The sequence below is a fragment of the Pseudomonas lini genome, assembly GCF_964063345.1.
Classification (GTDB): Bacteria; Pseudomonadota; Gammaproteobacteria; order Pseudomonadales; family Pseudomonadaceae; genus Aquipseudomonas; species Aquipseudomonas lini_B.
Genome location: NZ_OZ061318.1, coordinates 3,795,991 through 3,821,637, shown reverse-complemented (window position 1 = coordinate 3,821,637; position 25,647 = coordinate 3,795,991). Strand labels below are relative to the sequence as shown.

The following is a 25,647-nucleotide window of genomic DNA, read 5'->3' as shown; positions in this document are numbered from 1 at the left end:
TGTGGGAGCGAGCCTGCTCGCGATGACGCCGGTAAATTCAGCATCAATATTGTCTGACCCTCCGTTATCGCGAGCAGGCTCGCTCCCACAGGGCTGGCCGAAATAACTGATAACAGACCCTCATGACGCTGCGCTACAATCCTCTCCCTTTGTGCTCTGGAGACCTCACATGTCTGACTTCTCTGGCTTGGCGCTGGTGATCGAGCCGAGCGACCTGCTCCCGCGTCTCGACTCCCGCGAACTGATTCTGGTGGACCTGACCAGCAGCGCCCGCTATGCCGCAGGGCATATCCCCGGAGCACGCTTTGTCGATCCAAAACGTACTCAACTGGGTCAGGCGCCTGCGCCAGGCCTGCTGCCGACCCAAGCCGCGCTTGAAGCATTATTCGGCGAACTGGGCCACAACCCCGATGCGGTCTACGTCGTCTATGACGACGAAGGCGGCGGTTGGGCCGGGCGCTTTATCTGGCTGCTGGATGTCATCGGCCACAGCAAGTATCACTATATCGATGGCGGCCTGCCAGCCTGGCTGGCAGAAGGCTTGCCCATGTCGATCCAGATCCCGCCAGCGGTCGGCGACCCGATCGCCCTGACCCTGCACGACGAACCCATCGCCACCCGCGAATACCTGCAAAGCCGTCTCGGTGCCACCGACCTGGCAATCTGGGACGCACGCGGGCCGCTGGAATACTCCGGCGAAAAAGTCCTGGCGGCCAAGGGCGGGCACATTCCCGGCGCGGTCAATTTCGAGTGGACAGCCGGCATGGATCAGGCGCGCAACCTGCGCATCCGCACCGACATGCCGAAAATCCTGGAACAACTCGGTATCACCAAAGACAAAGAAGTCATTACCCACTGCCAGACTCACCATCGTTCTGGCTTCACGTATCTAGTAGCCAAGTCGCTCGGTTATCCGCGAGTCAAAGGTTACGCCGGCTCCTGGGGCGAATGGGGCAACCATCCCGACACGCCCGTAGAGATTTAAGGTTTTTTAAGGACAGTTAATGAATAAGCGTTTGTTTATCCTCAGCCAATACCTGCTGCCCCACCACTTGCTCTCGCGACTGGCCGGCTGCATTGCCGAATGCCGCGTGCGCTGGTTCAAGAACGCCTTAACCGCCTGGTTCGCCAAGCGTTATCAAGTGGACATGTCCCAGGCGCTGGTCGAAGACCTGACGGCTTACGAGCACTTCAATGCGTTCTTCACCCGTGCCTTGAAAGATGGCGCTCGCCCGCTGGACCAAACCCCAGGCGCGATCCTCAGCCCGGCCGACGGAGCCGTCAGCCAGCTCGGCCCGATCGAACACGGTCGCGTTTTCCAGGCCAAGGGCCACAGCTTCAGCGTGCTGGAACTGCTCGGTGGTGACGCAGCCAACGCAGCGCCATTCATGGGCGGTGATTTCGCCACCATTTACCTGTCGCCCAAGGATTACCACCGCGTGCACATGCCGCTGGCCGGCACTCTGCGCGAAATGGTCTACATTCCTGGCCGTATCTTCTCGGTCAACCAGACCACCGCTGAAAACGTACCGGAACTGTTCGCTCGCAACGAGCGTGTGGCGTGCATTTTCGATACCGAGCGCGGGCCGATGGCCGTGGTGCTGGTGGGCGCGATGATTGTGGCGTCGATCGAAACGGTCTGGGCCGGCTTGGTGACACCGCCCAAGCGCGAGCTGAAAACCTTCCGTTACGACGAAGCCGCCCGTGCGCCGATCCATCTGGAGAAAGGCGCGGAACTGGGTCGCTTCAAGCTCGGCTCTACAGCGGTCGTGCTGTTTGGGCCGGATCAAGTGAAATGGGCTGAAGGGCTGGGCGCTCTTTCGCCAGTGCAGATGGGCCAGGGCATCGGTTTGCCGACTGCCTGACCCGGATGCGCCGCTCCGAATTTCTTCCGGGCGGCGCATCCCCCTGCAGGAGCTGCCGAAGGCTGCGATCTTTTGATCTTGATTTTCGGCGCGGCTGAAATTGTTGAAGATCAAAAGATCGCAGCCTCCGGGAGCTCCTACACAGACAAGCGTCGCGACATCCCCTCCAGCGTTCATAGCTGCTACAGTCAAGTCATTCACTGCCCATTTCCCGGTCGGAGTTTGTCTACGGCATGAATGAGACCAATCCTGTCCTGCTGCTACGCGCACCGATCCCGACGCAGTCGCGTCTGACTTTCTGCGAAGCCACGCCTCGCGACCTCAAGCGCTGGATCGCCAACCTGCCCAAAGCCAACATCGGCGAAACCGCTCGCCAGTTGTATCAAGGCTTGAGCGAACTCAACCAACTCCTTACACCCAGCGACAATCGCCTGCAGTTACTCGAACTGCTGCGGCCCGAGGTGTATTACGTCTGCAAGCACCTGGAGCGGCATTTCCTGCATCAGGCGATTGTGCTCGACGAGCGCTCGCGCAAGATCGCCAACCTTTGCCAGGCGCTGCAGAGCCACTTGGCGATCGGCTACAAGCAAATCGTCATCCACATTGCACCGCGCTTCAGCAAGGACCGTGCGCCGCTGCTGACCCAGGCTTTGCAACGGGCAATCCATTGCCTGAACGGCGCATTGATCCGCGCCACTCAACTCTATTGTCCGGCGCCCGAAAATCTGTGGCTCGAGTTACATCAGCTGTACCGGATTGGCTGTCAGTTCCAACTGCAAAATCTGGGCGTGCGCGATGAACTGGCCAGCCAGACACAAAGCCTGAGCATCGAGCAAACCTACGTCGTCGCCCTCCTCCTGGGTGCTTCACGCTGCAATCAACTGCGCCAGAACCAGATCGCCCGGCTCGCCGAGGTGCTCGAACCCTGGAGCCAGAGGATCAAGCTGCAACCGGCCAAACCGGACAACGGGCTGTTTGCCATCGCCCCGGATCTCGACACCGGGCCGAGTTACCGCTCCAAATTCCTCGCCGAACAACAGGAACGCTTGCTGGGGATTGACCCGCAACCTCTGGTCGCGGCCATCGAAATCCATCTGCAACAGCCGGCTGACAAGGTATTGCCGCTACCCGTTCCGGCGGGTCTGAGCCTGGACACGCTGCAACACCTGCATGCCGCCTGGGGCCAGGCCGCCGAGCGCAGTTTCCAGCGCACCGTCGGCCACGGCACGTTGACCCTGTGCGTGGGCATGAGCGCATTGCATTTTTATCTCGGCGGGCAACGCTCGTTCAACGACATATTGAAAAAACCCGGCGCCCGCCCGGCGCAGTTCTCGGCGACCGACCCGACAGGTCGCGCCGAAGACCAATGGCGCCACGCCTTCGACGCCGCTCCTCATGGCACCGCGGATACGCTGCTGCCCTACGAAGAGATCGAATACCCGCACCTTCAGAACGATGACAGCCACGAGGCATCCGATCGCCAGCAGCACTTCCCGACCCATGTGCTGCCGGTGATCAATCACAGCCCTGGCGGCTATTGCCTGGCCTGGCCCGGCGCCGTGCCCGCCGAGCTACAGGCTGGCGAAATGGTCGGCATCGAGGATGCTGCCGGTCAAGGCTGGAGCATTGCAGTGGTGCGCTGGATCCGCCAGGTGCGGGGCGGCGGCACGCAGATGGGTATCGAGCAAGTCGCGCCTTGTGCCGAACCCTGCGGCCTGCAACTGATACGCTCCGGCGACGAGCACAGCCAGTACTTGCGCGGACTGTCGCTGCCCGCCATCAGCGCCATCGACCTGCCGGCCACCCTGCTCACCCCGCGCCTGCCGTTCCAGGAAGGCAACAAGGTGCTGATCAATATCAACGGCGAGGAACACCCGGCCGAGCTGGAGCGTCAGGTGGCGAGCACCAACAGCTTTAATCAGTTTGCCTACCGTTCGCTTGAGACAGCCAGAAACGAAAACGCCGCGAGGAGCGGTGGAATCGGGGTAGCGGAAGAATTTGATTCGTTGTGGAAGTCGCTTTGAGAGTGAGCCCACGAAACTGCGGCGCGCCCAATCGCGGGCAAGCCCGCTCCCACAGGGTTTGCGCTGTCCTTGTGGGAGCGGGCTTGCCCGCGAAGAGGCCCGCCCAGACAACCTGAAACTCAGAGCTGCCCGTCGCGATCCCGGAAGCCCAGCAGATACAGCACGCCATCCAGCCCAAGGGTGGAAATCGCCTGTTTCGCCGATTGCTTGACCAGCGGCTTGGCGCGGAACGCCACACCCAGACCGGCAATCGCCAGCATCGGCAGGTCATTGGCACCGTCACCGACGGCAATCGTCTGCTCCAGACGCAAACCTTCCTTATGCGCCAGCTCACGCAGCAGATCCGCCTTGCGTTGCGCATCGACAATCGGCTCGACTGCCACGCCAGTCACCTTACCGTCGACCACTTCCAGTTCGTTGGCGAACACGTAGTCGATGCCCAGTTTGGCCTGCAGCTGCTTGGCGAAGTAGGTGAAACCGCCCGACAGAATCGCCGTCTTGTAGCCCAGACGCTTGAGTTCGGCGAACAGGGTTTCGGCGCCTTCGGTCAAGCGCAATGAGGCGCCGATGGAATCCAGTACGCTGACGTCCAGCCCTTGCAGCAAGGCCAGGCGCTCCTTGAAGCTGGCGCGGAAGTCCAGCTCGCCGGCCATCGCCCGCTCAGTGATCGCGGACACCTGGTCGCCTACACCGGCAGCCTTGGCCAGTTCGTCGATGACTTCGGCCTCGATCAGCGTCGAGTCCATGTCGAATACCGCCAAACGGCGGTTACGGCGGAACAGAGAATCTTCCTGGAAGGCGATGTCGACGTTCAATTCTTGAGCGACGCTGAGGAATTCGGCCCGCAGCGCTTGCGGATCCGCCGCCTCGCCGCGCACGGAAAACTCGATGCAGCCCTTGCCCTTGTCGGCCGGAGTGTCCAGCGGCATGCGCCCGGACAGGCGATCGATATGGTCGATATTCAAACCATATTTGGCGGTGATCGAGCTCACACGCTGCAATTGCTCGGCGGTCACTTTGCGGGTCAACAGGGTGACGATGTGACGTTTCTTGCCCTGATTGCCGACCCACAGCTGGTAATCCTCTTCGGACACCGGCGTGAAACGCACCTGTTGCTCAAGCTCATAGCCTTTGAACAGGATGTCTTTGAGCACCGAGTTACCTTGTTCGGTATCGGGAATTTCAACCAGGATGCCGAACGACAGGGTGTCGTGGATCACCGCCTGACCGATGTCGAGAATGTTCACACCACCCTGGGCCAGAACGCCGGTAATGGCTGCAGTCAGACCCGGACGGTCGACTCCCGTGATGTTTATCAGGACGATTTCGCGCAAGGCGCACCCCCGCAGGTGGAAAAAAACCGCATTCTACCCATTTTCAGTGACCATCGGGCACCGCGAGCGCTTTGACGACCTATGGCCTGTCGCTATACTGCGCGTCAACTTCACGGACAAAGAGCCGAGCTCAAGTGAACCGGCCCACGCCAGTTAAAACCGATAACTTCTTTCTGCTGATCTTCCGGGCACTGCGTCATCGCCGTGTACCGATCGCATTGCGCATTGCCAGCCATAACGTGATCCTGGTCGCTCTGGCCCTGGTGATCTACGCCTGCGTGATGGGTTTGCAGTTCAAGCAGGCCATGCACGAGCAGGCGGATGCCCTGGGCGAAAGCCTGACCACCCAGACCGCGACCTCGGCCACGGAGCTGTTGGTGTCCAATGACATCCTCAGCCTGAACGTGCTACTCAATAACCTGACCAAAAACAAGCTGGTGGCCCACGCCGCCATCTACAGCATGGACAACCGCATCCTTGCCGAGTCCGGCCAGCGGCCCAAGCACAGCCTGCTGGGCGAAGCCGAGGGTATTTACCAAAGCAAGATTACCTTCCAGGACGTGACCGCCGGGCAACTGCGCATCAGCCTGGACATGGATCAGTTCCAGCAGCCGATGACCATCAGCCTGCAAAGCATGGGCATTCTGAGCGCCATTCTGCTGGCGCTGTCCCTGGCCTTGAGTCTGCGTCTGGGACGCAATATCTCCACACCGCTGATGCAATTGCGGGTATGGCTGCGCAATATCGACGAATACACCCCGGCCACCGAGCGCCAGGATGAGGTCGGCGACCTCGCTCGTCAGTTGCACGCCAATTTTGCGCCAGAGCCGGCCGAGCCTGTGCCGGAACCGGAATATGACGACAGCGATTACGAAGACGCTGACGACAACGAGCCGACCTTCGAAGTACGCAACCTGCGCGATCCAGCTTTCGATGAAACCAAGCCTGTCGCCGGCCTCAAGCCTGCGCCGCGTCGCACTGTCAGCACCGTCGAAGACGATGAGGACGACGAAGATCCGTTTGCCGATCTGCGTGATGATTCGGCAGATAGCGCACCGAAACCAGTCGTAAAGCCGCAGGCATCGAACCTGCCGCAGCACAGCGCAGTACTGGCCGTGCAACTGGGCGCGCAAGATCAGCTGCGCCGCCTGCCCCGCGCACGCCTTGAAGAGCTGCTGAAACGCTACCGCGATTGCCTCGATCAGGCCGCGTCGCTTTACCAGAGCGAACTGCACACCCTGAACGATGGCAGCACGCTGATGCTGTTCCACACCGAAGACAGCGGCGACGACTACCTGACCAACGCCATTTGCTGCGGTGAGTTGCTGCGTGCCTTGGGCCATCAGTTGCAGATCGAAGTCGCCGACAGCGGCATCACCCTGCAATTGCAGTTGGGCCTGACGCTGGGTGACGAGTTGTTCGGCTTGAGCCAGATTGATCTGCTGCTGACTGAAACCGCTCAGGATGCACTGGCCTTGTCGCAACACAGCCGCAACCTGCTGCTGGTAGAGCGCAAGATCAGCGACGACGCACTGATTCGCCAGCGTGCGCGGATCCGCCCGATCGCAAGCCCTGAGGGTGCGTGCTGCGTAGAGCGCTTGATGGAGCCTTATCCGTCGATGCTGGAACGGCAACTGGCGCGGATGCACGAACGCCGGGCATAAGCCTTAGTCCTGCTGTAAAGAAGCCCGCGGATGAGTGATCGTCTGCGGGCTTTTTGTTGCCTGTCCCGGCCCCATCGCGGGCAAGCCTCGCTCCCACATTGACCGCTGCGAATACAAAACCTGTATACGACAGAAATCCCTGTGGGAGCGGGCTTGCCCGCGAAGAGGCCGGCAGCAGCGCTAGAGATCTCCAATCCGCAGAAACAACAAAGCCCGCAGAACGAGTGATCGTCTGCGGGCTTTTTGTTGCCTGCTCCGGCCCCATCGCGGGCAAGCCTCGCTCCCACATTGACCGCTGCGAATACAAAACCTGTATACGACAGAAATCCCTGTGGGAGCGGGCTTACCCGCGAAGAGGCCGGCAGCAGCGCTAGAGATCTCCAATCCGCAGAAACAACAAAGCCCGCAGAACGAGTGATCGTCTGCGGGCTTTTTGTTGCCTGTCCCGGCCCCATCGCGGGCAAGCCTCGCTCCCACATTGACCGCTGCGAATACAAAACCTGTATACGACAGAAATCCCTGTGGGAGCGGGCTTGCCCGCGAAGAGGCCGGCAGCAGCGCTAGAGATCTCCAATCCGCAGAAACAACAAAGCCCGCAGAACGAGTGATCGTCTGCGGGCTTTTTGGTCCCTGGCCCGCGAAGAGGCCGGTACTGGCGACGTATGAGGTGAGGCTGGAACGCGGAGCGTCCCTGGAGGCATTCCCACGCAGAGCGTGGGAACGATCGGTGCGCACCAGAAACAACAAAGCCCGCATCAAGGCGGGCTTTGCTTTGCATCCATCCAGGCTTAGAACCTGAACACTTCCATATCCGTGCGAATCGGCGAAGCCATCGGGATTTTCGGTTGTTTCTCTGGCTCTGCTGCCGGTGCCACAGGCTTGGCAGCCTGTTTGCGAGGCGCTTCGGCGATCGGCGGCTGGTTGGCCAGCGGCTTGAGCGCTGTCGACAGCTGCTCGGCCAGACGCTGCAGCAACACACCCTGAGCCTGAACCTGAGCTGCAGTCCCGCCAGTGTGCTGCTCCTGCAGATGAATGATGCGGTTATCGCGCACCTGACCACGACGGTCGATCAGGCGCCATTGCGCATCAAGGACTGCCGGTTGCGATGCACCCGAGTCCAGACGCGTGATCGTCAGCAGAACCTGAACATCCGGTGCGAAACCCACTGTCGCCGGTGCCAGGACAACGCGCTGGCTGTCCAGATGACCGGCGACCTGACGCAGCAACAGCTGATCAATGTCCGACGACAGGCTACCCGCCCAACGACCGTCAACCGAAGCTTGCAGGCTGCCATCGGGCTGGCGCTGCAACAAGGTTTCGCGTTGCAGGTAGTCGGCCACCGTTACCGGGCCAAGCAATACCGCCATGCCCGCGCTTTGCGCAGGCTGAGCCGGACTTCCGCTGTCCAGCTGATACAGCGACACCGGTTGGTGAACGCTGCAACCCGCCAGGCCAAGAACGCCGGCGAGCATCAAAATAAAAGGAAGGCGCAGAGCAGTCATCGTCCCATCCAGGTGGCTGCCACAAGGCTAACCACAGTGAAAATACTCAAAAAATATGAAGAACGCTCGGCTACGCCGGCGCTTGAAAGGCCATATCATCCGTGAATATGCGTTCCGACTCCAGCGGCAAAGCGCCGATCTACGCGTTAAATCGTAGATCGAGCGCTCTAGCACGCCTAATTGAGGTTTTCGACGAACAGCGCATCCACCCTCTGAAAGCCCCGTGGCAGTTTGTTACCGCGACGCCCACGCTCACCTTTGTAGTGTTCGAGGTCGTCCGCCTTCAGCGACAAGGTACGTTTTCCGGCTTGTAGCACCAAAGTGGCACCCTCCGGCAAAACGGCAATGTCCGTGACATATTCTTCGCGACTGGCAACACGTTCACCGGAAATCCCGATGATCTTATTCCCTTTACCTTTACCTAATTGTGGCAGATCGCTGATTTTGAAAATCAGCAGGCGACCTTCGGTGGTCACCGAGGCCAGCCAGTTCTGCTCACGATCGGCTACCGGGCGCGGCAGAATCACTTTGGCGTTGTTCGGCAGACTCAACAGCGCCTTGCCCGCCTTGTTCTTGGCTTGCAGGTCTTCACCCTTGACCACGAAACCATAACCGGCGTCGGAGGCGATCACATACAGCGAATCGTCTTCAGGCATCAGCACGCATTCAAAACTCGCCCCTGGCGGCGGTGTCAGGCGGCCGGTCAGCGGTTCGCCCTGGCCACGGGCCGATGGTAACGTGTGCGCCGCCACCGAATAACTGCGACCGGTGGAATCGATAAACACTGCAAACTGGTTGGAGCGACCGGCCGCCAAGGCCTTGAAGCCATCCCCGGCCTTGTAGGAAAGCCCGGTGGCGTCGATTTCGTGCCCCTTGGCAGAGCGAACCCAGCCTTTTTCCGACAGAACTACGGTCACTTTCTCGTTCGGCAGCAGATCGTGCTCGGTCAAGGCCTTGGCTTCTGCACGCTCGACGATTGGCGAACGACGGTCGTCACCGTAAGTTTCGGCGTCCTTGATCAGTTCGGTGCGTACCAGCTTTTTCAGCTTGGCTTCGCTGCCCAGCAGGGCTTGCAGCTTGGCTTGTTCCTTGAGCAGTTCATCCTGCTCGGCACGCAGCTTCATTTCTTCCAGTCGCGCCAACTGACGCAAACGGGTGTCGAGGATGTAATCGGCCTGGATTTCGCTCAGGGCGAAACGCTCGATCAGTGCGGCTTTCGGGTGTTCCTCGGTACGGATGATGTGGATCACTTCATCCAGGTTGAGGTAGGCGATCAGCAAACCGTCCAACAGGTGCAGGCGACGCTCAACCTTGTCCAGGCGAAATTGCAGGCGGCGACGCACGGTCTGCACCCGGAATTCCAGCCATTCGACCAGCAGCGCCCGCAGGTTTTTCAACTGCGGTTTGCCGTCCAGGCCGATGATGTTGATGTTGACCCGATAACTCGACTCCAGCTCGGTGCTGGCGAACAAGTGCTGCATCAGCGCGTCGTGGTCAAAGTTTTTGCGGGCGCCCGGAATGATCACGATCCGGCACGGGTTTTCGTGGTCGGATTCGTCTCGCAGGTCAGCGATCTGTGGGGCTTTCGACGGTTTGGCCTGCATCATCGCTGCGATCTGTTCCAGCACCTTGGCGCCCGAAACCTGATGCGGCAGCGCGGTGACGATGATGTCGCCGTCTTCGATGTGGTACACGGCGCGCATGCGCACCGAGCCCTTGCCGGTTTCGTAGATTTTCAGCAGGTCGGCGCGCGGCGTGATGATTTCCGCTTCGGTCGGGTAATCCGGGCCCTGAATGTGCTCGCAGAGCTGCTCGACTGTGGCTTTCGGCTCATCCAGCAAGCGCACGCAAGCGGTCGCGACTTCGCGCAGGTTATGCGGCGGTACGTCGGTGGCCATGCCCACGGCGATACCGGTGGTGCCGTTGAGCAGGATGTTCGGCAAACGGGCCGGCAACACCAAAGGCTCTTCCAGCGTGCCGTCGAAGTTCGGCCCCCAGTCCGCGGTGCCCTGGCCCAGTTCGCTGAGCAGCACTTCGGAATATCGCGACAACCGCGCTTCGGTGTACCGCATGGCGGCGAAGGACTTGGGATCGTCCGGCGCACCCCAGTTACCCTGACCGTCGACCAGCGTGTAGCGGTAGCTGAACGGCTGGGCCATCAGGACCATGGCTTCGTAGCACGCCGAATCGCCGTGCGGGTGGAACTTACCGAGCACGTCACCGACGGTACGCGCCGATTTCTTGTGCTTGGAATCGGCGTCCAGCCCCAACTCGCTCATCGCATAGATGATGCGCCGCTGTACCGGTTTCAGGCCGTCGCCGATATGCGGCAAGGCACGGTCCATGATCACGTACATGGAGTAGTTGAGGTAGGCATTTTCGGTGAAGTCAGCCAGTGACCGGCGTTCTACACCGTCCAGGCTGAGATCAAGGGAGTCGCTCATGCGGGCCTCATCAGTTCGTTGTCTGGCGCAGCAGCATGGTGCCACCGCGCTGGGTAAATTCAAGTTTGTTCAGTGCGCTCATACCGAGCAGCACCTGATTGCCGTGCAAACCGGGCGCCACCAGCGCGCGAACGTCACGCAGCACGATGTCGCCCAATTGCAGCCGGTCGAGGCGGGTTCGATAGCCCTCGCTCAAGCCATTGGCCGTGCTCAGGGTCACCCCAAAGCCTTTTTCCAGTTTCAGCCGCTCGGCCACTTCGGCCGGGATCGCCACATCGGTCGCGCCGGTATCGAGCATGAAATCCACGGGCTGGCCGTTGATCTGACCAGTGGCGATAAAATGCCCCTGGCTGTTGCTGATCAGCTTCACTTCGATAAAACCTTTTCCCTGCTCAGAGCTGACCACCCCATTCGGATTTTGCTGGCGCTCTTCCCATTGCCCGAAAAACCGCGTTGCCAGAAACAGTGCGGCGCACCAGGCCAACACCATCAACACCCGGCCGGCGCGTTTGCCCGGCGGTTGCTGACTCATGGCTTGGCACTCCAGCCACCTTCAGGCGCGGCAAAGCGCCAGACAATCGGGCGTTTCTCGCCGTCGGCGCGCGCACCATTATTGTTGTCGATACCGATCCAGGCACCGTCGGCGTCCACGATCAACGCTTCCGCCAGCCCAAAGGGCTGTGAATAACGACGTTTTTCCTGCAAGGCCTCGGCGGCAAACGACCAGCAGCGCTCGACCTTGGCCGTCACCGCATCGCGACGGCAAACCTGAAAGACATTGCGCTCAAGGGTAAACAGCTTGCCGTCGAACAATGACAGATCGGCAAAATCCCGGGAGCGTGCACGGGCCTTGGGAAATTGCGCTGGCTGCATCTCCACCCCCGCTTCACTCAGCAGCACACAGCCACCGTCGCAGTCCCACACCGTTTGTTTGCGCTTGATCAGCAGCAAACCACGGCGCTCACGCTCAGCGGCCAGCCACAGCGTGTCACCGGCCGGATTGATCGTCAGGCCTTCGAACAACGCATTGAAGTGCAGCAACATGCCGCTGGCCCGTGCTTCGCGTACCAGCATCGGCGAGATTTTCAGCCAGGACGCAGGCCCGATTGGCGGCACTTGCAGCACCGCGGCGTGTGCTTCGCTGACGATGTAACGATTACCGGCGCTGTCGCAGGTAATGCCTTCGAAATCCAGGTCCCCGCCCCGCACGAACGACGCCGCCCAGGTCCGGGAACGCAAGCCCCAGGGCAAACCGCTGTCGGGTACCAGAGGTACGTCAATGCGCACGGTTTCGGCTTGCCAGGTGTTGTTGCGGGTGTCGAGGCGATAGATTTGATCATCGTCCCGATCCGAAACAGTCCACAGGTCCTTGCCGCACTGGGCCAGCCCCGACAGATTGCCGCCGCGCATGCCGTCGACGGCATGCTCGGATAACAGGCGCAGCTCAGGAGGCTGCGCCGAAACCGTTACCGAGGTCAGCAGCAACGCACACGCCAGGGCCCAGCCAAATCGCATCAGCCCAGAACCTCGGCCAGGTTGCCCTTGGACTCCAGCCAGGACTTGCGATCGCCAGCGCGTTTTTTCGCCAGCAGCATGTCCATCATTTCCGAGGTCGCGTCGAAATCTTCCAGCGTCAACTGCACCAGACGCCGTGTGTTCGGGTCCATGGTGGTTTCGCGCAGCTGCGGCGGGTTCATTTCACCCAGACCTTTGAATCGGGTGACCTGTGGTTTGCCGCGTTTCTTCTCGGCTACCAGGCGGTCGAGAATGCCATCGCGCTCAGCCTCGTCCAGGGCATAGTAAATCTCTTTGCCCAGGTCGATACGGTACAGCGGCGGCATGGCGACGTAGACGTGACCGGCATCCACCAGCGGGCGGAAATGCTGGACGAACAAGGCACACAGCAATGTGGCGATGTGCAGACCGTCGGAGTCGGCGTCAGCGAGGATGCAAATCTTGCCGTAACGCAGTTGAGCGATGTCCGCCGAGCCCGGATCGACACCGATGGCCACGGCAATGTTGTGCACTTCCTGGCTGGCCAACACTTCGCTGCCGTCGACTTCCCAGGTGTTCAGAATCTTGCCGCGCAACGGCAGGATCGCCTGAAATTCTTTGTCCCGCGCCTGCTTGGCCGAACCGCCGGCGGAATCACCTTCCACCAGGAACAGCTCGGAACGCATCGGGTCCTGCCCGGCGCAGTCGGCGAGTTTGCCCGGCAACGCCGGCCCTTGGGTAATGCGCTTACGCTCGACCTTCTTGCTGGCCTTCAGACGACGGCCGGCGTTGTTGATCGCCAGTTCCGCCAGCAGCATGCCGGTTTCCGGGTGAGCGTTGAGCCACAGGCTGAAAGCGTCCTTGACCACACCGGAAACGAAAGCCGCCGCTTCACGGGATGACAGGCGCTCCTTGGTCTGACCGGAGAATTGCGGTTCCTGCATCTTCATCGACAGGACGAACGCAATGCGTTCCCAGACGTCTTCCGGCGCCAGCTTCACGCCACGCGGCAGCAGGCTGCGGAACTCGCAGAACTCGCGCATCGCATCGAGCAAGCCCTGACGCAGACCGTTGACGTGAGTACCGCCCTGGGCCGTCGGGATCAGGTTGACGTAGCTTTCCTGAACGCTGTCGCCGCCCTCGGGCAACCACAGCAGCGCCCAATCGACCGCTTCTTTATTACCAGCCAGGCTGCCGCAGAACGGCTCGTCCGGCAGGCGTTCGAATTCACTGACCGCGTCCACCAGGTAGGAGCGCAGACCGTCTTCGTAATGCCATTCGACTTTCTCGCCGGTGGCCTTGTCTTCAAAACTGACCAGCAGCCCCGGGCATAGAACAGCCTTGGCCTTGAGCACGTGCTTGAGGCGGCTGATGGAGAATTTCGGTGAATCGAAATACTTCGGGTCCGGCGCGAAGAACACGCTGGTGCCGGTGTTGCGTTTGCCGACGGTGCCAATCACTTCCAGCTCGGTCTTTTTGTAACCGTCAGCGAAAGTCATCTGGTATTCGTTGCCGTCACGCTTTACACGCACCCGGACTTCGGTCGACAAGGCGTTGACCACGGAAATACCCACCCCGTGCAAACCGCCGGAGAACTGGTAGTTCTTGTTGGAAAACTTGCCGCCCGCATGAAGCTTGGTGAGGATCAGCTCGACACCCGACACACCCTCTTCCGGGTGAATGTCCACTGGCATGCCACGGCCATCATCGCTGACTTCCAGAGAGTGATCGGCGTGCAGGATGACCTGCACCGATGTCGCATGCCCGGCCAAGGCTTCGTCGACGCTGTTGTCGATAACTTCCTGGGCGAGGTGGTTCGGCCGACTGGTGTCGGTGTACATGCCGGGGCGTTTGCGCACCGGGTCGAGGCCCGAGAGGACTTCGATGGCGTCTGCGTTATAAGAGCTAGCGCTGGGAGTGGCCATGGGGTCTCATCGTCCGCCTGTAAAAAGTGTTCTGTGAAAAAGAGGCGACAAATCACAGTGCAGTGAAATCAATCGCCTGATACAAATCTGCGCCGATGCCGGCGAAACTCAGCATTGCCGGCAATCGCTCGGCAAAACCCTGGAAACTATGGTCGCCGCCCGCCTGGATACGCAAGGCACAGGCCCGGTAATACTGTTGGGCGAGGCGATAATCCAGCGTTTCATCGCCGGTCTGCAACCATACTTGAAACCGCTGCGGATCCTTGGGCGCCGGCACTTCCAGCTCGGCCAGGGCCGTTACGTGGTCGTGGGTCAATTCCCAGGTCTCATCGGTGTACAGGTTTTTCTGCGTCCCCAAGAACCCGTCGAACATCTGGTGTGGGCTGACGGCAGGGTTGATCAACAGGGCTTTCAAGCCATGGCGCTCGGCCAAGTGAGTCGCATAGTAGCCGCCGAGTGAGCTGCCGACCAGCAGTGGCCGCCCCAGCTCGACAATCGCCTGCTCCAGCTGACCGATGGCCTCGCGGGGATGGTGATGCAAGGCCGGCACACGCAATTGATCGCTCAAGCCCAGCCGTTCCATCACAGTGATCAACTGACAGGCCTTTTTCGACGCCGGCGCGCTGTTGAAACCGTGGATATAAAGGATCGAGCCAGACATTTGAGCTCCCTGTGCGTCGGGTAAAGAGGCGCAGTTTACAGGGTGTCGGGGGAATCGGGGATATGCGTGAAAATCATGTCGCCTGAGCGAACGCCATCGCGGGCAAGCCCGCTCCAACAGGGGATTTGTGAGCGCCTCAGATCCTTGTGGGAGCGGGCTTGCCCGCGATGGCCACGCCTCGGTCTTTGGAAATGACAAATAAATCAGTAGCCATTGGAGCCGTAATCAACCTGAAAGTCGAAACCGGTGACGCGCTCAACACCTGTTTCCAAATGGCCATCCGGCAACAACCGCAACCACCGATACCCCGGCGCCTGCTCGCTCACCTTGAAATCATCACTGCCCGGCTCGAACTGAATACAGGTCGAGGGCGATGCAATCAGGCGAACACCGTTGCGCTTCTGGTCAATTTCCTGATGCACATGCCCCCACAACACCGCACGCACCTGCGGAAAGCGATCCAGCACCGCGAACAACGCTTCAGGATTGCGCAATCCAATGGGCTCCATCCACGCACACCCGATCGACACCGGATGATGATGGAAACACACCAAATGATGCCGCTGCGGTGCCTCACTCAATGAGCGGGCCAGCAACTGCAACTGTTCATCCTGCAAATACCCCGGCACCGAACCCGGCACAGCAGAATCGAGCAACGTAACCCGCCAGTTGCCGATGTCCACCACCGGTTCCAGCAGCGCACTCTGCACTGCCGCCTCGGCCATGATCTGCGGCTCGTCATGATTACCGGGAATCCAGCGTGCCGGCGCATCGATCTGTCGGGTCAGGTCACGAAACAGCTGATACGACTCCAGCGTCCCGTCCTGTGAAAGATCGCCACTGGCAATGATCAAGTCGATCTGCGGCTGCTGAAGCTTTACCAGCTCAATGACTTTTTGCAGGCTGTCGCGGGTATTCATCCCCAGCAACGTCCCGTCCGCCTCGGCAAACAGATGGCTGTCGGAGAGTTGCACCAGCAACGCCGGATCGGCGGTGGTCAATGTGGATACGCTCGGCAAGGCGTTCTCCCAGGGCGTGATCACGGGATGGGTAAGGGCCGCAATTATGCTGGGGGACGATCAAAAGAGGAAACCTGTGAACCGGACGCAGTTCACAACTACCGAACGACTGCGTACTCGTGCCCACATGCCAGACAGTGACTCAGCCATTCCCCCAGGAACAGATTGAGCTGAGCCTTTTCATCCGGCTGATGCATCGCGGCGTTGGGGTAAGGATAGATGCCCCGGAAGCGTCTTGCATGTTCGGCGCTGACCACTTCGGCCATGCAGGCGTCGTGATAGACCTGAACTTCAAGTTGAGGAACCGGCAGCCACGGCAGGCTGTGTTCCTGGCGTACTTGCAGCGTCGTGGTGTACGGACAGACTTGCAACACTTCCAGGGCCAGCACGCCAAGCATCTGGTCGCCGTGGGTCACGGCAATGCGCCGCGCCTGCGGCTCGCTACGCATGTCCGGTAACAATCGCATCAGGCGTGCATAGTTGGCCTCGCAGGAGGCTTGCAGCCCCACGAGGTCGATCCGGTAGCGATCGCGCAGCTTGTTTACGACCATAGCCCCCTCACTTCAACGCGATTCAAAGCCAGCCATTGCAAGGCAATGATGCTTGCCGCGTTGGCAATACGTCCGTCGCGTACGGCTTGCAGGGCATCTTCGAACGCCCAGACCGTGACGCGAATATCTTCTGCCTCTTCCTCCAGCCCATGCAGGCCGCCGACCCCGGTTGTCTCGCAACGCCCCAGGTACAAGTGCACGAATTCATTGCTGCCGCCCGGCGATGGAAAATATTTGGTCATCGGCCAGAGCGCCCCGAATACAAGCCCAGCTTCCTCCTGCGCTTCGCGGTGAGCAACTTCTTCCGGCACTTCATCCTTATCGATCAGACCGGCGACCAGTTCGATCAGCCACGGGTTGTCGGTCTTGCCCATGGCGCCAACGCGAAACTGCTCGATCAGCACCACTTCGTCGCGCTGCGGATCGTAAGGCAGTACGCACACCGCATCATGGCGCACGAACAGTTCACGATTGATCTCGCGACTCATGCCACCGGCGAACAATTCGTGGCGCAAGTGCACGCGATCGAGCTTATAGAAACCCTCGTAGCACTTTTCGCGCCGAACGATATCAACGGCGGTCGGAATGGCGTTGGCAAAATCAGTCATGACAATCCTCGTATCTACACCGAGGCTCCAGCCTCGACTTCGCGCCATCCTAACGCGCCCGCGATGTTTGATGCAGCCCCTTTCCAGTCAGCGGGATAGACGGTGAGGGCGAAACCAACTCTAATTAGCTTAGTGGCGAACTGACTGCTTCGTTAAGAGTCGAAGCGGGTAACTTTTCGCCTTTCCCTGTTTTATGAAGGACGCCCATGTCGCTTTTTAAAATCGCCTCTGTGGCCGCAATCGCCCTGACCCTGGGCGCCTGCCAGAGTTTGTTTCAGCCCAACTATCGGGCGCCGCTGGAAACCACCCGCGACGCATCGGAACAGTTGAAACCAGGCTGCACGACCCCTGACTGCCCGTTGGTGAACATCGATACGCTGCGTTTCCCGGATGAGCCTGCACTTGACGGCATCATCGAAAAACGCCTGCTGCAAATGACCCGCACCTCACCCGAAGCCCCCGTAGCGCCGACGCTGGCGGCCTATCGCGAGCAGTTTTTGAGCAGTGCCGGCCCGCGCTACAGCAGCTACCTGCAAGCCAAGGTACGTGAGCAGCATGACGGCTTGGTGATCGTTGAATTATCCAGCTACCTGGACACCGGCGGTGCCCATGGCACGCCGGGCCGCGGTTTCATCAACTATTCACGTCAGCAGCATAAAGTACTGACCCTCTCGGACATGTTGATCCCGGGCCAGGAAGAGGCGTTCTGGAAAGCGGCCCAAGTGGCGCATAACAGCTGGCTGATCAGCACCAAACTCGATCAGGAACCGGAGTTCGTGAAGAGCTGGCCCTTCGTGAAAACCCAGAACGTGGCGCTGACCTACGGCGGGGTGATCCTCAAGTACGAAGTAAGCACCATCGCGCCTTACGCATTGGGCCACGTCGAACTGAAGATCCCCTACCCGCGCCTGAACGGTATTTTCAAACCTGAGCTGTTTCCCGGCCGTAGCTGAAGGCTCGACCGAGCAGCAGTTGCAGCAGCCCTGCCAGTACCAGCGACGGCAGGGTTGCGCCGATGTCCGGATAGAGATTGGCCAGCAAATGATAGGTGCTCACCCCGCCCAACCAGGCGAGCAACGCCGGCCAGCGCAATGCGGCTGACGCTACATGAGCACTGCGTTTGCGCAGGATGAAATGATCCACCAGCACCACGCCGAACAGCGGCGCAAACACCGAGCCGATCAGCAGCAGGAAGTTCTGATACTGAGCCAATGGCGCCAGACAGGCGATCAGTGTGCAGATCACGCCGATGGCCAAGGCCAGATGCTCGACTTTCAAGCGCAACAGAATCCCGCTGGACACCGCCGCCGAGTGAATATCGGCAAAGGCATTTTCCGACTCATCCAGCAGAATCAGCAGCAACGGAATCCCCAAACCTGCACCGGCCAATGCCAGCAGCAACGCATTCACTTCACCGCTCGGCGCGAACGCCAGGGTGTAGGCCACGCCCAGGCTCATCAGCCAGAAGTTACCGATAAAGAAGCCCAGCGCCGTACCGCCGAAGACATTCTTCGCGCGTTTGCCGAAACGCGAGTAGTCGGCAATCAGTGGCAGCCAGGACAGCGGCATGGCGATGGCAATGTCGAAGCCCACGGCAAACGGCATCGAACCATCACCGGCCTGCGCCCACAACGCCGCCAGATCGGCTTTGGCGAACAGGTTCCAGGTCAGCCAGATGCACGCGGCCAGCAGCAGCCATATACCCCACTTGCGCAGGATTTTGCGCACAAAGGTCAATGGGCCGCTGACGGCCAGCAAAGTCGCCAAACCACCGAAGAAAACTGTCCAAAGCAGCGGATTCGACAGCAGGCTGCCTTCGCTGAAGGCACGGGCGCCAAGCAGGCTGGCGGCGTCGCGCATGACGATGATTTCGAACGAGCCCCAACCGATCAGTTGCAGCAGGTTCAACACCGCCGGAAGGCTCGCGCCATGACGGCCCAAGCTGAGTTTGAGCGCGGCCATCGACGACAGGCCGGTGTCGCTGCCGATTACGCCGACAGCGGCCAGCAACAGAACGCCGACCAGCGTGCCGAGAAAAATCGCCAGCAATGAGCCAGACAGGCCCAGACCCGGTGCGAGCAAAGCGCCGGTCTGCAACACCATCAGGCCGATGCCGAGGGAGAACCACAGGGAACACAGATCACGGCCGCCGAAGACACGCTTGTCGATCGGAACCGCAGAATCCGGGGAATAAGTGCTGAGTTGAATGCTCAAGGGGTGTTATCTCAGAGGGACATTTTTTGTTGTGTTGATAGCTATCGCGGGCAAGCCCGCTCCCACAGGTATCGTATCGATCACAAAATCTGTGTCCGACACAAATCCTGTGGGAGCGGGCTTGCCCGCGATGGGGCCCTTTCAGGCCCCACCTTTTCAGGTCAGATCAAACCTTCTTGTACAACTGACTACCTTCCTGCTTGAACCGCTCAGCCTGTTCTGCCAGACCTTGCGCAACTTCCGCATCGACAGTTTCAATCCGCTGGTTGGCCGCGTATTCACGGACTTCCTGGGTGATTTTCATCGAGCAGAATTTCGGTCCGCACATGGAGCAGAAGTGCGCGACCTTGGCCGAATCCTTAGGCAGGGTTTCGTCGTGGTACGAACGCGCGGTATCCGGATCGAGGCCCAGGTTGAACTGGTCTTCCCAACGGAATTCGAAACGCGCCTTGCTCAAGGCATTGTCACGAATTTGCGCGCCTGGATGCCCCTTCGCAAGGTCGGCAGCGTGAGCGGCGATCTTGTAGGTGATGATCCCGGTCTTCACGTCATCCTTGTTCGGCAGGCCCAAGTGTTCCTTCGGCGTCACGTAGCAAAGCATCGCGCAACCGAACCAGCCGATCATCGCCGCACCGATACCGGAGGTGATGTGGTCGTAGCCTGGGGCGATGTCGGTGGTCAGCGGGCCGAGGGTGTAGAACGGCGCCTCGTCGCAGCACTCGAGCTGCTTGTCCATGTTCTCTTTGATCAACTGCATCGGCACGTGACCCGGGCCTTCGATCATGCACTGCACGTCGTGCTTCCAGGCGATTTTGGTCAGCTCGCCGAGGGTTTCCAATTCACCGAATTGTGCGGCGTCGTTGGCGTCGGCAATCGACCCCGGACGCAGGCCATCGCCCAGCGAGAAGCTGACGTCGTAGGCCTTCATGATTTCGCAGATGTCTTCGAAATGGGTGTAGAGGAAGTTTTCCTTGTGATGCGCCAGGCACCACTTGGCCATGATCGAACCACCACGGGAAACAATACCGGTCACGCGTTTGGCGGTCAGCGGCACATAGCGCAGCAACACGCCAGCGTGGATGGTGAAGTAGTCGACGCCCTGCTCGGCCTGCTCGATCAGCGTGTCGCGGAACAGCTCCCAGGTCAGGTCTTCAGCGGCACCGCCGACTTTTTCCAGAGCCTGATAGATCGGCACAGTACCGATCGGCACCGGCGAGTTACGGATAATCCATTCGCGGGTTTCGTGAATGTGCTTGCCGGTGGACAAGTCCATGACCGTGTCCGACCCCCAACGAATGCCCCAGGTCAGTTTCGCCACTTCTTCTTCGATGGACGAACCCAAGGCGCTGTTGCCGATGTTGCCGTTGATCTTCACCAGGAAGTTACGGCCGATGATCATCGGTTCCAGTTCGGTGTGGTTGATGTTGGCCGGAATGATCGCGCGACCGCGGGCGATCTCTTCACGGACAAATTCCGGCGTGATGATTTTCGGCACGCTGGCGCCGAAGCTGTAGCCGGCGTGCTGCTGGTCCAGCAAGCCCGCGGCACGGGCCACTTCGAGCTTCATGTTTTCGCGGATGGCGACGTATTCCATCTCGGCGGTGATGATGCCTTTGCGCGCATAGTGCATCTGGCTGACGTTGGCCCCGGCCTTGGCGCGGCGCGGATTGTTCACGTGGGCGAAACGCAGCTTGGTCAATTCCGCATCGGCCAGGCGTTCCTGGCCAAAATTGGAGCTCAGACCCGGCAGACGCTCGGTGTCGCCACGGGACTCGATCCACGGCGAACGCACATCGGCCAGGCCTTTGCGCACGTCGATGATGACGTTGGGGTCGGTGTACGGGCCCGAGGTGTCATACACAACCACCGGCGCGTTGATTTCGCCGCCAAAGTCGGTCGGGGTCACATCAAGGCTGATTTCGCGCATCGGCACGAGGATGTCCGGGCGAGTGCCCTGGACATAGATTTTTTGCGAGCGGGTAAACGGCTGAACCGATTGCTGATCGACCTTGGCCGAGTCACTCAGATTGGTTTCGATTTTTGATTTTGTAGTCATCACGGGCTCTCCGAACACACATCCAGGCAGTGGATTTTTGTCGGAGCGAACCTGTAAACGAATGGACGCACGGGCGCTGGAGAAACCAGCTGGTGCTGTGCTCGGTGCTCGAGGGGTGTTCGATTGTCGAACAACATCCCGGACGAAGCACAAGAGGACTCGCCGGGTGACGAGAAATCTTGTTCCCTACGCAGGCGCTAACCTGATCAGGTTCAACGGGATCCGAAATTATTCGATCTCAGCCTCATAGCAAGGCACCCCGACAAGAACCCGGCCAGTCTAGACACAACCGGCAAAGAACGCCAACTCCGCAGCAAACACCATGATGAATGGCGCAATTACCGGATTGTTGCCGTGCCTGCGTGCAACTACACTCGCTACGCCGCGCCGCGCCTTGACGCTGCAGGCCGCCGCGCCGTAGCCTTGGCGCTCAAATTATCAGCGTAATTTTTAGGGATGGCCTCATGCTGCGCAAACTCTCACTGGCCCTTGCCGTGTCTTGTGCGTCCAATGGAATGGCCTGGGCAGCAGAAGCGCCCTTATCGACCAGGACTGACTTGGTCAGCGTCTATCAGGAAGCGGTGGACAACAACGCCGATATCGCCGCTGCCCGCGCCCAATACGGCGCTCAGAAGGAAGTCGTGCCCCAGGCCCGCGCCGGGCTGTTGCCCAACCTGTCTGCCGGTGCCGACCTGAACAACACCCGCACCTCGCTCGATCAGCCATCGCTGACCTCGACCCGCAGTGGCACGGTGTATCAGGCGACCCTCGCGCAACCGATTTTCCGCGCCGACCGCTGGTTCCAGTTGCAGGCTGCCAAGGACGTCAACGAACAAGCGGCGTTGCAACTCTCGGCCACCGAACAGAACCTGATTCTGCAAAGCGCCGAAAGCTACTTCAACGTGCTGCGCAGCCAGGACACCCTGGCCTCGACCAAGGCCGAAGAAGCGGCGTTCAAGCGTCAGCTCGACCAGTCCAACGAGCGCTTTGATGTCGGCCTGTCGGACAAGACCGACGTGTTGCAATCCCAAGCCAGTTACGACACGGCGCGGGCCAACCGGATTCTCGCTCAACGTCAGGTGGACGACGCGTTCGAAGCGCTGATCACCCTGACCAACCGCCAGTACAACTCGATCCAGGGCATCGTGCATACCTTGCCGATCCTGCCGCCGGCACCGAACGATGCCAAAGCCTGGGTCGACACCGCCGCCAAGCAGAACCTGAATTTGCTGGCCAGCAACTACGCGGTAAGCGCCGCCGAGGAGACTCTCAAGCAGCGCAAGGCCGGACATGCGCCCACCCTGGATGCGGTCGCGCAATACCAGAAAGGTGACAACGACGCCCTCGGCTTTACCAACCCGAACCCGAACGGCGTGCGTTACGGCGGCGATGTCGAGCAGCGCACTGTCGGCCTGCAATTGAACATCCCGCTCTACAGTGGCGGCCTGACCAGCTCGCAGGTGCGTGAGTCCTATTCACGGCTGACTCAGTCCGAGCAGCAACGCGAAGCGCTGCGTCGTCAGGTCGTGGAAAACACCCGCAACCTGCACCGCGCCGTCAACACCGACGTCGAGCAGGTGCAGGCCCGCCGGCAGTCGATCATCTCCAACCAGAGCGCGGTGGAAGCGACTGAAATCGGTTATCAGGTGGGGACGCGCAACATCGTCGACGTGCTCGATGCCCAGCGTCAGCTGTACACCTCGGTGCGCAACTACAACAACACCCGCTACGACTACATCCTCGACAACCTGCGCTTGAAGCAAGCCGCCGGTACTTTGAACCCAGGGGATTTGCAGGACCTGACGCGTTACCTCAAAGCCGACTACAACCCGGACAAGGACTTCCTGCCACCGGATCTGGCCAAGGCTGCGGCCGAACAGTTGAAGGCCCGGCCCTAAAGGAATTTTGTGGCAGGGCTAACCTGTGGCGAGGGAGCTTGCTCCCGCTGGGCTGCGAAGCGGCCCCAAACCCTGAGCATGTGGTCTGTCAGGCAGACCACATCGACTGATTCCACGACTGCTTCGCAGCCGAACGGGACGATGCGGCGTTCCGACAAGCTCCCTCGCCACAATTGATCAGTGACAAATTCAGGACTTGTCGATCAACCGCCCCAATCCATCCAGCAACCGCTGCAACGCGCCCTGATTGGTGCGCATCACTTTCAGCCCCGCCTCCGCCATCCGCTGCGCATCACTCGGCAATTCGAACAGCCGTTGCACCGCCAGCGCCAGACTTTCGGCATCATCGACCTCGGCCAACGCCCCGGCACTGCGCAACTGCGCGGCGATTTCGAGGAAGTTGAACAAGTGCGGCCCACTGAGCACCGGTTTGGCCAAGGCCGCCGGCTCTAGCAGATTATGGCCGCCATTGGGCACCAGGCTCCCACCGACGAATGCGCTGTCGGCCAAGGCATAGAGAAACAGCAACTCGCCCATGGTGTCGCCCAGCAGTACCGAAGTGCTTGCGGTAACCGGCTCGCCCGTCGAACGCCGCACCGTGGCGAAACCCTGCTGCCGGCACAACTCGAACACCGGGTTGAAGCGCTCCGGATGACGCGGCACCAGAATCAGCAAGGCATCGGGATGATTGGCCAGCAGCCGACGATGGGCAGCCAGCACTACCTCGTCTTCACCTTCATGGGTACTCGCGGCAATCCACACCGGGCGATCCTGTGCCTGCCACTGCGCACGCAATTCGCCGGCGCGCTGCAGCAGTTGCGGGTCGATGGTCAGGTCGAACTTGATCGAACCGGTCACTTCGACGGTTTCCGGGCGCGCCCCCAAATCCCGGAAGCGCTGCGCCTCGGCTTCGGTCTGCACCGCGAACAGGCTCATCTCGGCGAGCATCGGCCGGGTCAGTTTACGGAAACGGCCATAGCCTTTGGCCGAACGTTCAGACAGTCGCGCATTGGCCAAGGCCACGGGAATCCCGCGTTTGGCGCATTGGTGGATATGGTTGGGCCAGAGCTCGGTTTCCATGATTACCGCCAGTTTCGGCCGGGCCCGATCAAGAAATCGCTTTGCTGCGCAAGGCAAGTCATAAGGCAAATAGCAGTGCTGGATGCGCGGCTCGTTGGCGAACAGTGCCTGGATGCGCTCGGACCCGGTCGGGGTCATGCAGGTGACGGTGATCGGCAGCGTCGGATACCGTTGCAGCAAGGCACGAATCATCGGCGCTGCGGCGATGCTTTCGCCCACCGACACCGCGTGCACCCAGAGGCCGCCCGGCTTCATCGCCGGCAGCGCGAGGGAGAAACGCTCGCCAATGCGTTTGGCGTACGCCGGCGCCTTGCGCGCCCGCAGCCAAAGCCGAATCGCTACCAATGGCAGCCCCAGGTAAAACAGCGCGGTGTAGAGAGTTCTATTCATGGCGGCGGAGTTTATCGGTTTTTTAGCTGATCGCCTGCAAGTGCACGGCAAAACGTTCCGCCAGCCAACGAGCCGCCGGGCCGAGGGGCTCATCGCGACGCCAGACCAGTTCGACAATCAATGCCGGCGGCGTCCATTCGCTGTTCAGTTCGACCATCAGATCCTGATACGCCGGGTACTGCACCACATGTCGCGGCAACCAGGCCCAACCGAGACCGCGCATCACCCATTCAGCCATCACGTAGAAACTGTCGGCGCGCCAGACCTGCGGGCTGGCCGGCTCGCTGCCGGGATAGACGCTGGACTGCGTGGACATCAGCAACTGTCGATGCTGCGCCAATTGCTGGCAATCAACTTGCGCCTGCTTCGCCAAGGGATGCCCCACGCCGCACACCGTGACCATTTCGATGCTGCCCAGCACTCGCCGTTCGAGGGCTTCGGGAATCTGATCGTGATAAAACAGCAAGCCCAGGTCGGCCCGACGCTCCACCAGTTTGCGCGCGACATCACCTTGGGCGGCGCTGGTCAGCTGCACTTCGAGGCTGGGAAACTGTTCTGCCAGGGCCTCGAAGCTTTCAACCACCGCTTGATAGGGCATTGCTTCGTCCTGGGCCACACGCAGACTCGCTTCCTGGCCGCGCATCATCGCCAGTGCCCGGCCATTGAGGCGCTCGCATTGGCGCAGCACTTCCCGCGCCTCTTCAAGCAGCGCGGTACCGGCTTCGGTGAGTTTCGGCTGACGACCACTGCTGCGATCGAACAGGCTGACACCCAAGTCCTCTTCCAGCAGCGCAATCGAACTGCTGACCGCCGACTGCGCCTTGCGCTGATCCCGCGCCACAGCGGAAAACGAACGCTGTTCCGCGACGCTGACAAACAAGCGCAGCTGTTCCAGATTCCATTGCATGTTCATGGCTC

At 60.4% G+C, this 25,647-nt stretch carries 20 protein-coding genes and 1 riboswitch; of the genes, 6 read left to right on the top strand and 14 right to left on the bottom strand.

Annotated features, from left to right (window positions below; genetic code table 11):
• Window positions 1-169 precede the first annotated feature (169 nt).
• From AB3226_RS17285 to AB3226_RS17275, 3 genes are all read left to right on the top strand, one after another.
• Window positions 170-985 carry a rhodanese-like domain-containing protein gene (locus AB3226_RS17285; RefSeq protein WP_367373938.1) on the top strand — a complete coding sequence of 272 codons (816 nt, stop codon included), beginning with the start codon at window positions 170-172 and terminating at the stop codon, window positions 983-985.
• A gap of 19 nt (window positions 986-1,004) precedes the next feature.
• Entirely contained in the window at window positions 1,005-1,865 is an 861-nt protein-coding gene (gene asd / locus AB3226_RS17280) for an archaetidylserine decarboxylase (protein ID WP_367373937.1), read from the top strand.
• Between the two features lie 233 nt (window positions 1,866-2,098).
• Window positions 2,099-3,889: a molecular chaperone gene (locus AB3226_RS17275; RefSeq protein ID WP_367373936.1), complete on the top strand. Its 1,791-nt coding sequence runs from the start codon at window positions 2,099-2,101 to the stop codon at window positions 3,887-3,889.
• A gap of 119 nt (window positions 3,890-4,008) precedes the next feature.
• Here AB3226_RS17275 and serB read toward each other — a convergent pair whose 3' ends face one another.
• Window positions 4,009-5,223 (bottom strand): phosphoserine phosphatase SerB, encoded by a 1,215-nt coding sequence (serB, locus tag AB3226_RS17270; RefSeq protein ID WP_007902606.1) that lies wholly within the window; start codon window positions 5,221-5,223, stop codon window positions 4,009-4,011.
• Window positions 5,224-5,357: 134 nt separating this feature from the next.
• Here serB and AB3226_RS17265 point away from each other — a divergent pair, with 134 nt between their 5' ends.
• Window positions 5,358-6,887, top strand: coding sequence for an AhpA/YtjB family protein (locus AB3226_RS17265; RefSeq protein ID WP_367373935.1), 1,530 nt, complete (start codon window positions 5,358-5,360; stop codon window positions 6,885-6,887).
• 788 nt (window positions 6,888-7,675) lie between these two features.
• On the opposite strand, the gene AB3226_RS17260 is transcribed toward AB3226_RS17265, so the two are convergent.
• The 9 genes from AB3226_RS17260 to AB3226_RS17220 form a co-directional block, all read right to left on the bottom strand.
• Window positions 7,676-8,389 carry a membrane integrity-associated transporter subunit PqiC gene (locus AB3226_RS17260; RefSeq protein WP_367373934.1) on the bottom strand — a complete coding sequence of 238 codons (714 nt, stop codon included), beginning with the start codon at window positions 8,387-8,389 and terminating at the stop codon, window positions 7,676-7,678.
• A 176-nt stretch (window positions 8,390-8,565) separates the two neighbouring features.
• On the bottom strand, window positions 8,566-10,833 hold the full coding sequence (gene parC / locus AB3226_RS17255; protein ID WP_367373933.1) for a DNA topoisomerase IV subunit A: 2,268 nt from the start codon (window positions 10,831-10,833) through the stop codon (window positions 8,566-8,568).
• Window positions 10,834-10,843: 10 nt separating this feature from the next.
• Window positions 10,844-11,365: a TIGR02281 family clan AA aspartic protease gene (locus AB3226_RS17250; protein WP_367373932.1), complete on the bottom strand. Its 522-nt coding sequence runs from the start codon at window positions 11,363-11,365 to the stop codon at window positions 10,844-10,846.
• Window positions 11,362-12,348, bottom strand: coding sequence for an esterase-like activity of phytase family protein (locus tag AB3226_RS17245; protein WP_367373931.1), 987 nt, complete (start codon window positions 12,346-12,348; stop codon window positions 11,362-11,364). The genes AB3226_RS17250 and AB3226_RS17245 overlap by 4 nt, the downstream gene beginning before the upstream one ends.
• Entirely contained in the window at window positions 12,348-14,252 is a 1,905-nt protein-coding gene (gene parE / locus AB3226_RS17240) for a DNA topoisomerase IV subunit B (protein ID WP_007902595.1), read from the bottom strand. Before parE ends, AB3226_RS17245 begins: the two co-directional genes overlap by 1 nt.
• 52 nt (window positions 14,253-14,304) lie before the next feature.
• Window positions 14,305-14,913 (bottom strand): YqiA/YcfP family alpha/beta fold hydrolase, encoded by a 609-nt coding sequence (locus AB3226_RS17235; protein ID WP_367373930.1) that lies wholly within the window; start codon window positions 14,911-14,913, stop codon window positions 14,305-14,307.
• Window positions 14,914-15,116: 203 nt separating this feature from the next.
• On the bottom strand, window positions 15,117-15,932 hold the full coding sequence (gene cpdA / locus AB3226_RS17230; RefSeq protein ID WP_367373929.1) for a 3',5'-cyclic-AMP phosphodiesterase: 816 nt from the start codon (window positions 15,930-15,932) through the stop codon (window positions 15,117-15,119).
• A 98-nt stretch (window positions 15,933-16,030) separates the two neighbouring features.
• Window positions 16,031-16,483, bottom strand: coding sequence for a DUF1249 domain-containing protein (locus AB3226_RS17225; RefSeq protein ID WP_007902592.1), 453 nt, complete (start codon window positions 16,481-16,483; stop codon window positions 16,031-16,033).
• Window positions 16,474-17,091: an NUDIX domain-containing protein gene (locus AB3226_RS17220; protein WP_038978686.1), complete on the bottom strand. Its 618-nt coding sequence runs from the start codon at window positions 17,089-17,091 to the stop codon at window positions 16,474-16,476. Before AB3226_RS17220 ends, AB3226_RS17225 begins: the two co-directional genes overlap by 10 nt.
• A gap of 206 nt (window positions 17,092-17,297) precedes the next feature.
• On the opposite strand from AB3226_RS17220, the gene AB3226_RS17215 reads away from it, so the two are divergent.
• On the top strand, window positions 17,298-18,044 hold the full coding sequence (locus AB3226_RS17215; protein ID WP_367373928.1) for an RsiV family protein: 747 nt from the start codon (window positions 17,298-17,300) through the stop codon (window positions 18,042-18,044).
• On the opposite strand, the gene cytX is transcribed toward AB3226_RS17215, so the two are convergent.
• Both cytX and thiC read right to left on the bottom strand, forming a co-directional pair.
• Window positions 18,013-19,305, bottom strand: coding sequence for a putative hydroxymethylpyrimidine transporter CytX (gene cytX, locus AB3226_RS17210; RefSeq protein WP_367373927.1), 1,293 nt, complete (start codon window positions 19,303-19,305; stop codon window positions 18,013-18,015). The two genes, AB3226_RS17215 and cytX, sit on opposite strands and share 32 nt — an antisense overlap.
• 166 nt (window positions 19,306-19,471) lie before the next feature.
• Window positions 19,472-21,361: a phosphomethylpyrimidine synthase ThiC gene (gene thiC / locus AB3226_RS17205; protein WP_123721515.1), complete on the bottom strand. Its 1,890-nt coding sequence runs from the start codon at window positions 21,359-21,361 to the stop codon at window positions 19,472-19,474.
• 166 nt (window positions 21,362-21,527) lie between these two features.
• Window positions 21,528-21,633, bottom strand: a riboswitch (TPP riboswitch).
• Between the two features lie 192 nt (window positions 21,634-21,825).
• Between thiC and AB3226_RS17200 the strand changes: the two genes are divergently transcribed.
• Window positions 21,826-23,259: a TolC family outer membrane protein gene (locus tag AB3226_RS17200; protein ID WP_367373926.1), complete on the top strand. Its 1,434-nt coding sequence runs from the start codon at window positions 21,826-21,828 to the stop codon at window positions 23,257-23,259.
• Between the two features lie 189 nt (window positions 23,260-23,448).
• Here AB3226_RS17200 and waaA read toward each other — a convergent pair whose 3' ends face one another.
• Both waaA and AB3226_RS17190 read right to left on the bottom strand, forming a co-directional pair.
• Window positions 23,449-24,729 (bottom strand): lipid IV(A) 3-deoxy-D-manno-octulosonic acid transferase, encoded by a 1,281-nt coding sequence (gene waaA, locus AB3226_RS17195; protein WP_367373925.1) that lies wholly within the window; start codon window positions 24,727-24,729, stop codon window positions 23,449-23,451.
• A 22-nt stretch (window positions 24,730-24,751) separates the two neighbouring features.
• Window positions 24,752-25,642 (bottom strand): LysR family transcriptional regulator, encoded by an 891-nt coding sequence (locus AB3226_RS17190; RefSeq protein ID WP_367373924.1) that lies wholly within the window; start codon window positions 25,640-25,642, stop codon window positions 24,752-24,754.
• Window positions 25,643-25,647: the final 5 nt, after the last annotated feature.

Excerpts from the sequence above, each read along its gene's own strand:
- AB3226_RS17285 (WP_367373938.1), top strand. The coding sequence starts at position 170 with ATGTCTGACTTCTCTGGCTTGGCGCTGGTGATCGAGCCGAGCGACCTG.
- asd (WP_367373937.1), top strand. The coding sequence starts at position 1,005 with ATGAATAAGCGTTTGTTTATCCTCAGCCAATACCTGCTGCCCCACCAC.
- AB3226_RS17275 (WP_367373936.1), top strand. The coding sequence starts at position 2,099 with ATGAATGAGACCAATCCTGTCCTGCTGCTACGCGCACCGATCCCGACG.
- AB3226_RS17260 (WP_367373934.1), bottom strand. The coding sequence starts at position 8,389 with ATGACTGCTCTGCGCCTTCCTTTTATTTTGATGCTCGCCGGCGTTCTT.
- parC (WP_367373933.1), bottom strand. The coding sequence starts at position 10,833 with ATGAGCGACTCCCTTGATCTCAGCCTGGACGGTGTAGAACGCCGGTCA.
- AB3226_RS17250 (WP_367373932.1), bottom strand. The coding sequence starts at position 11,365 with ATGAGTCAGCAACCGCCGGGCAAACGCGCCGGCCGGGTGTTGATGGTG.
- AB3226_RS17245 (WP_367373931.1), bottom strand. The coding sequence starts at position 12,348 with ATGCGATTTGGCTGGGCCCTGGCGTGTGCGTTGCTGCTGACCTCGGTA.
- parE (WP_007902595.1), bottom strand. The coding sequence starts at position 14,252 with ATGGCCACTCCCAGCGCTAGCTCTTATAACGCAGACGCCATCGAAGTC.
- AB3226_RS17235 (WP_367373930.1), bottom strand. The coding sequence starts at position 14,913 with ATGTCTGGCTCGATCCTTTATATCCACGGTTTCAACAGCGCGCCGGCG.
- AB3226_RS17225 (WP_007902592.1), bottom strand. The coding sequence starts at position 16,483 with ATGGTCGTAAACAAGCTGCGCGATCGCTACCGGATCGACCTCGTGGGG.
- AB3226_RS17220 (WP_038978686.1), bottom strand. The coding sequence starts at position 17,091 with ATGACTGATTTTGCCAACGCCATTCCGACCGCCGTTGATATCGTTCGG.
- AB3226_RS17215 (WP_367373928.1), top strand. The coding sequence starts at position 17,298 with ATGTCGCTTTTTAAAATCGCCTCTGTGGCCGCAATCGCCCTGACCCTG.
- thiC (WP_123721515.1), bottom strand. The coding sequence starts at position 21,361 with ATGACTACAAAATCAAAAATCGAAACCAATCTGAGTGACTCGGCCAAG.
- AB3226_RS17200 (WP_367373926.1), top strand. The coding sequence starts at position 21,826 with ATGCTGCGCAAACTCTCACTGGCCCTTGCCGTGTCTTGTGCGTCCAAT.
- waaA (WP_367373925.1), bottom strand. The coding sequence starts at position 24,729 with ATGAATAGAACTCTCTACACCGCGCTGTTTTACCTGGGGCTGCCATTG.
- AB3226_RS17190 (WP_367373924.1), bottom strand. The coding sequence starts at position 25,642 with ATGAACATGCAATGGAATCTGGAACAGCTGCGCTTGTTTGTCAGCGTC.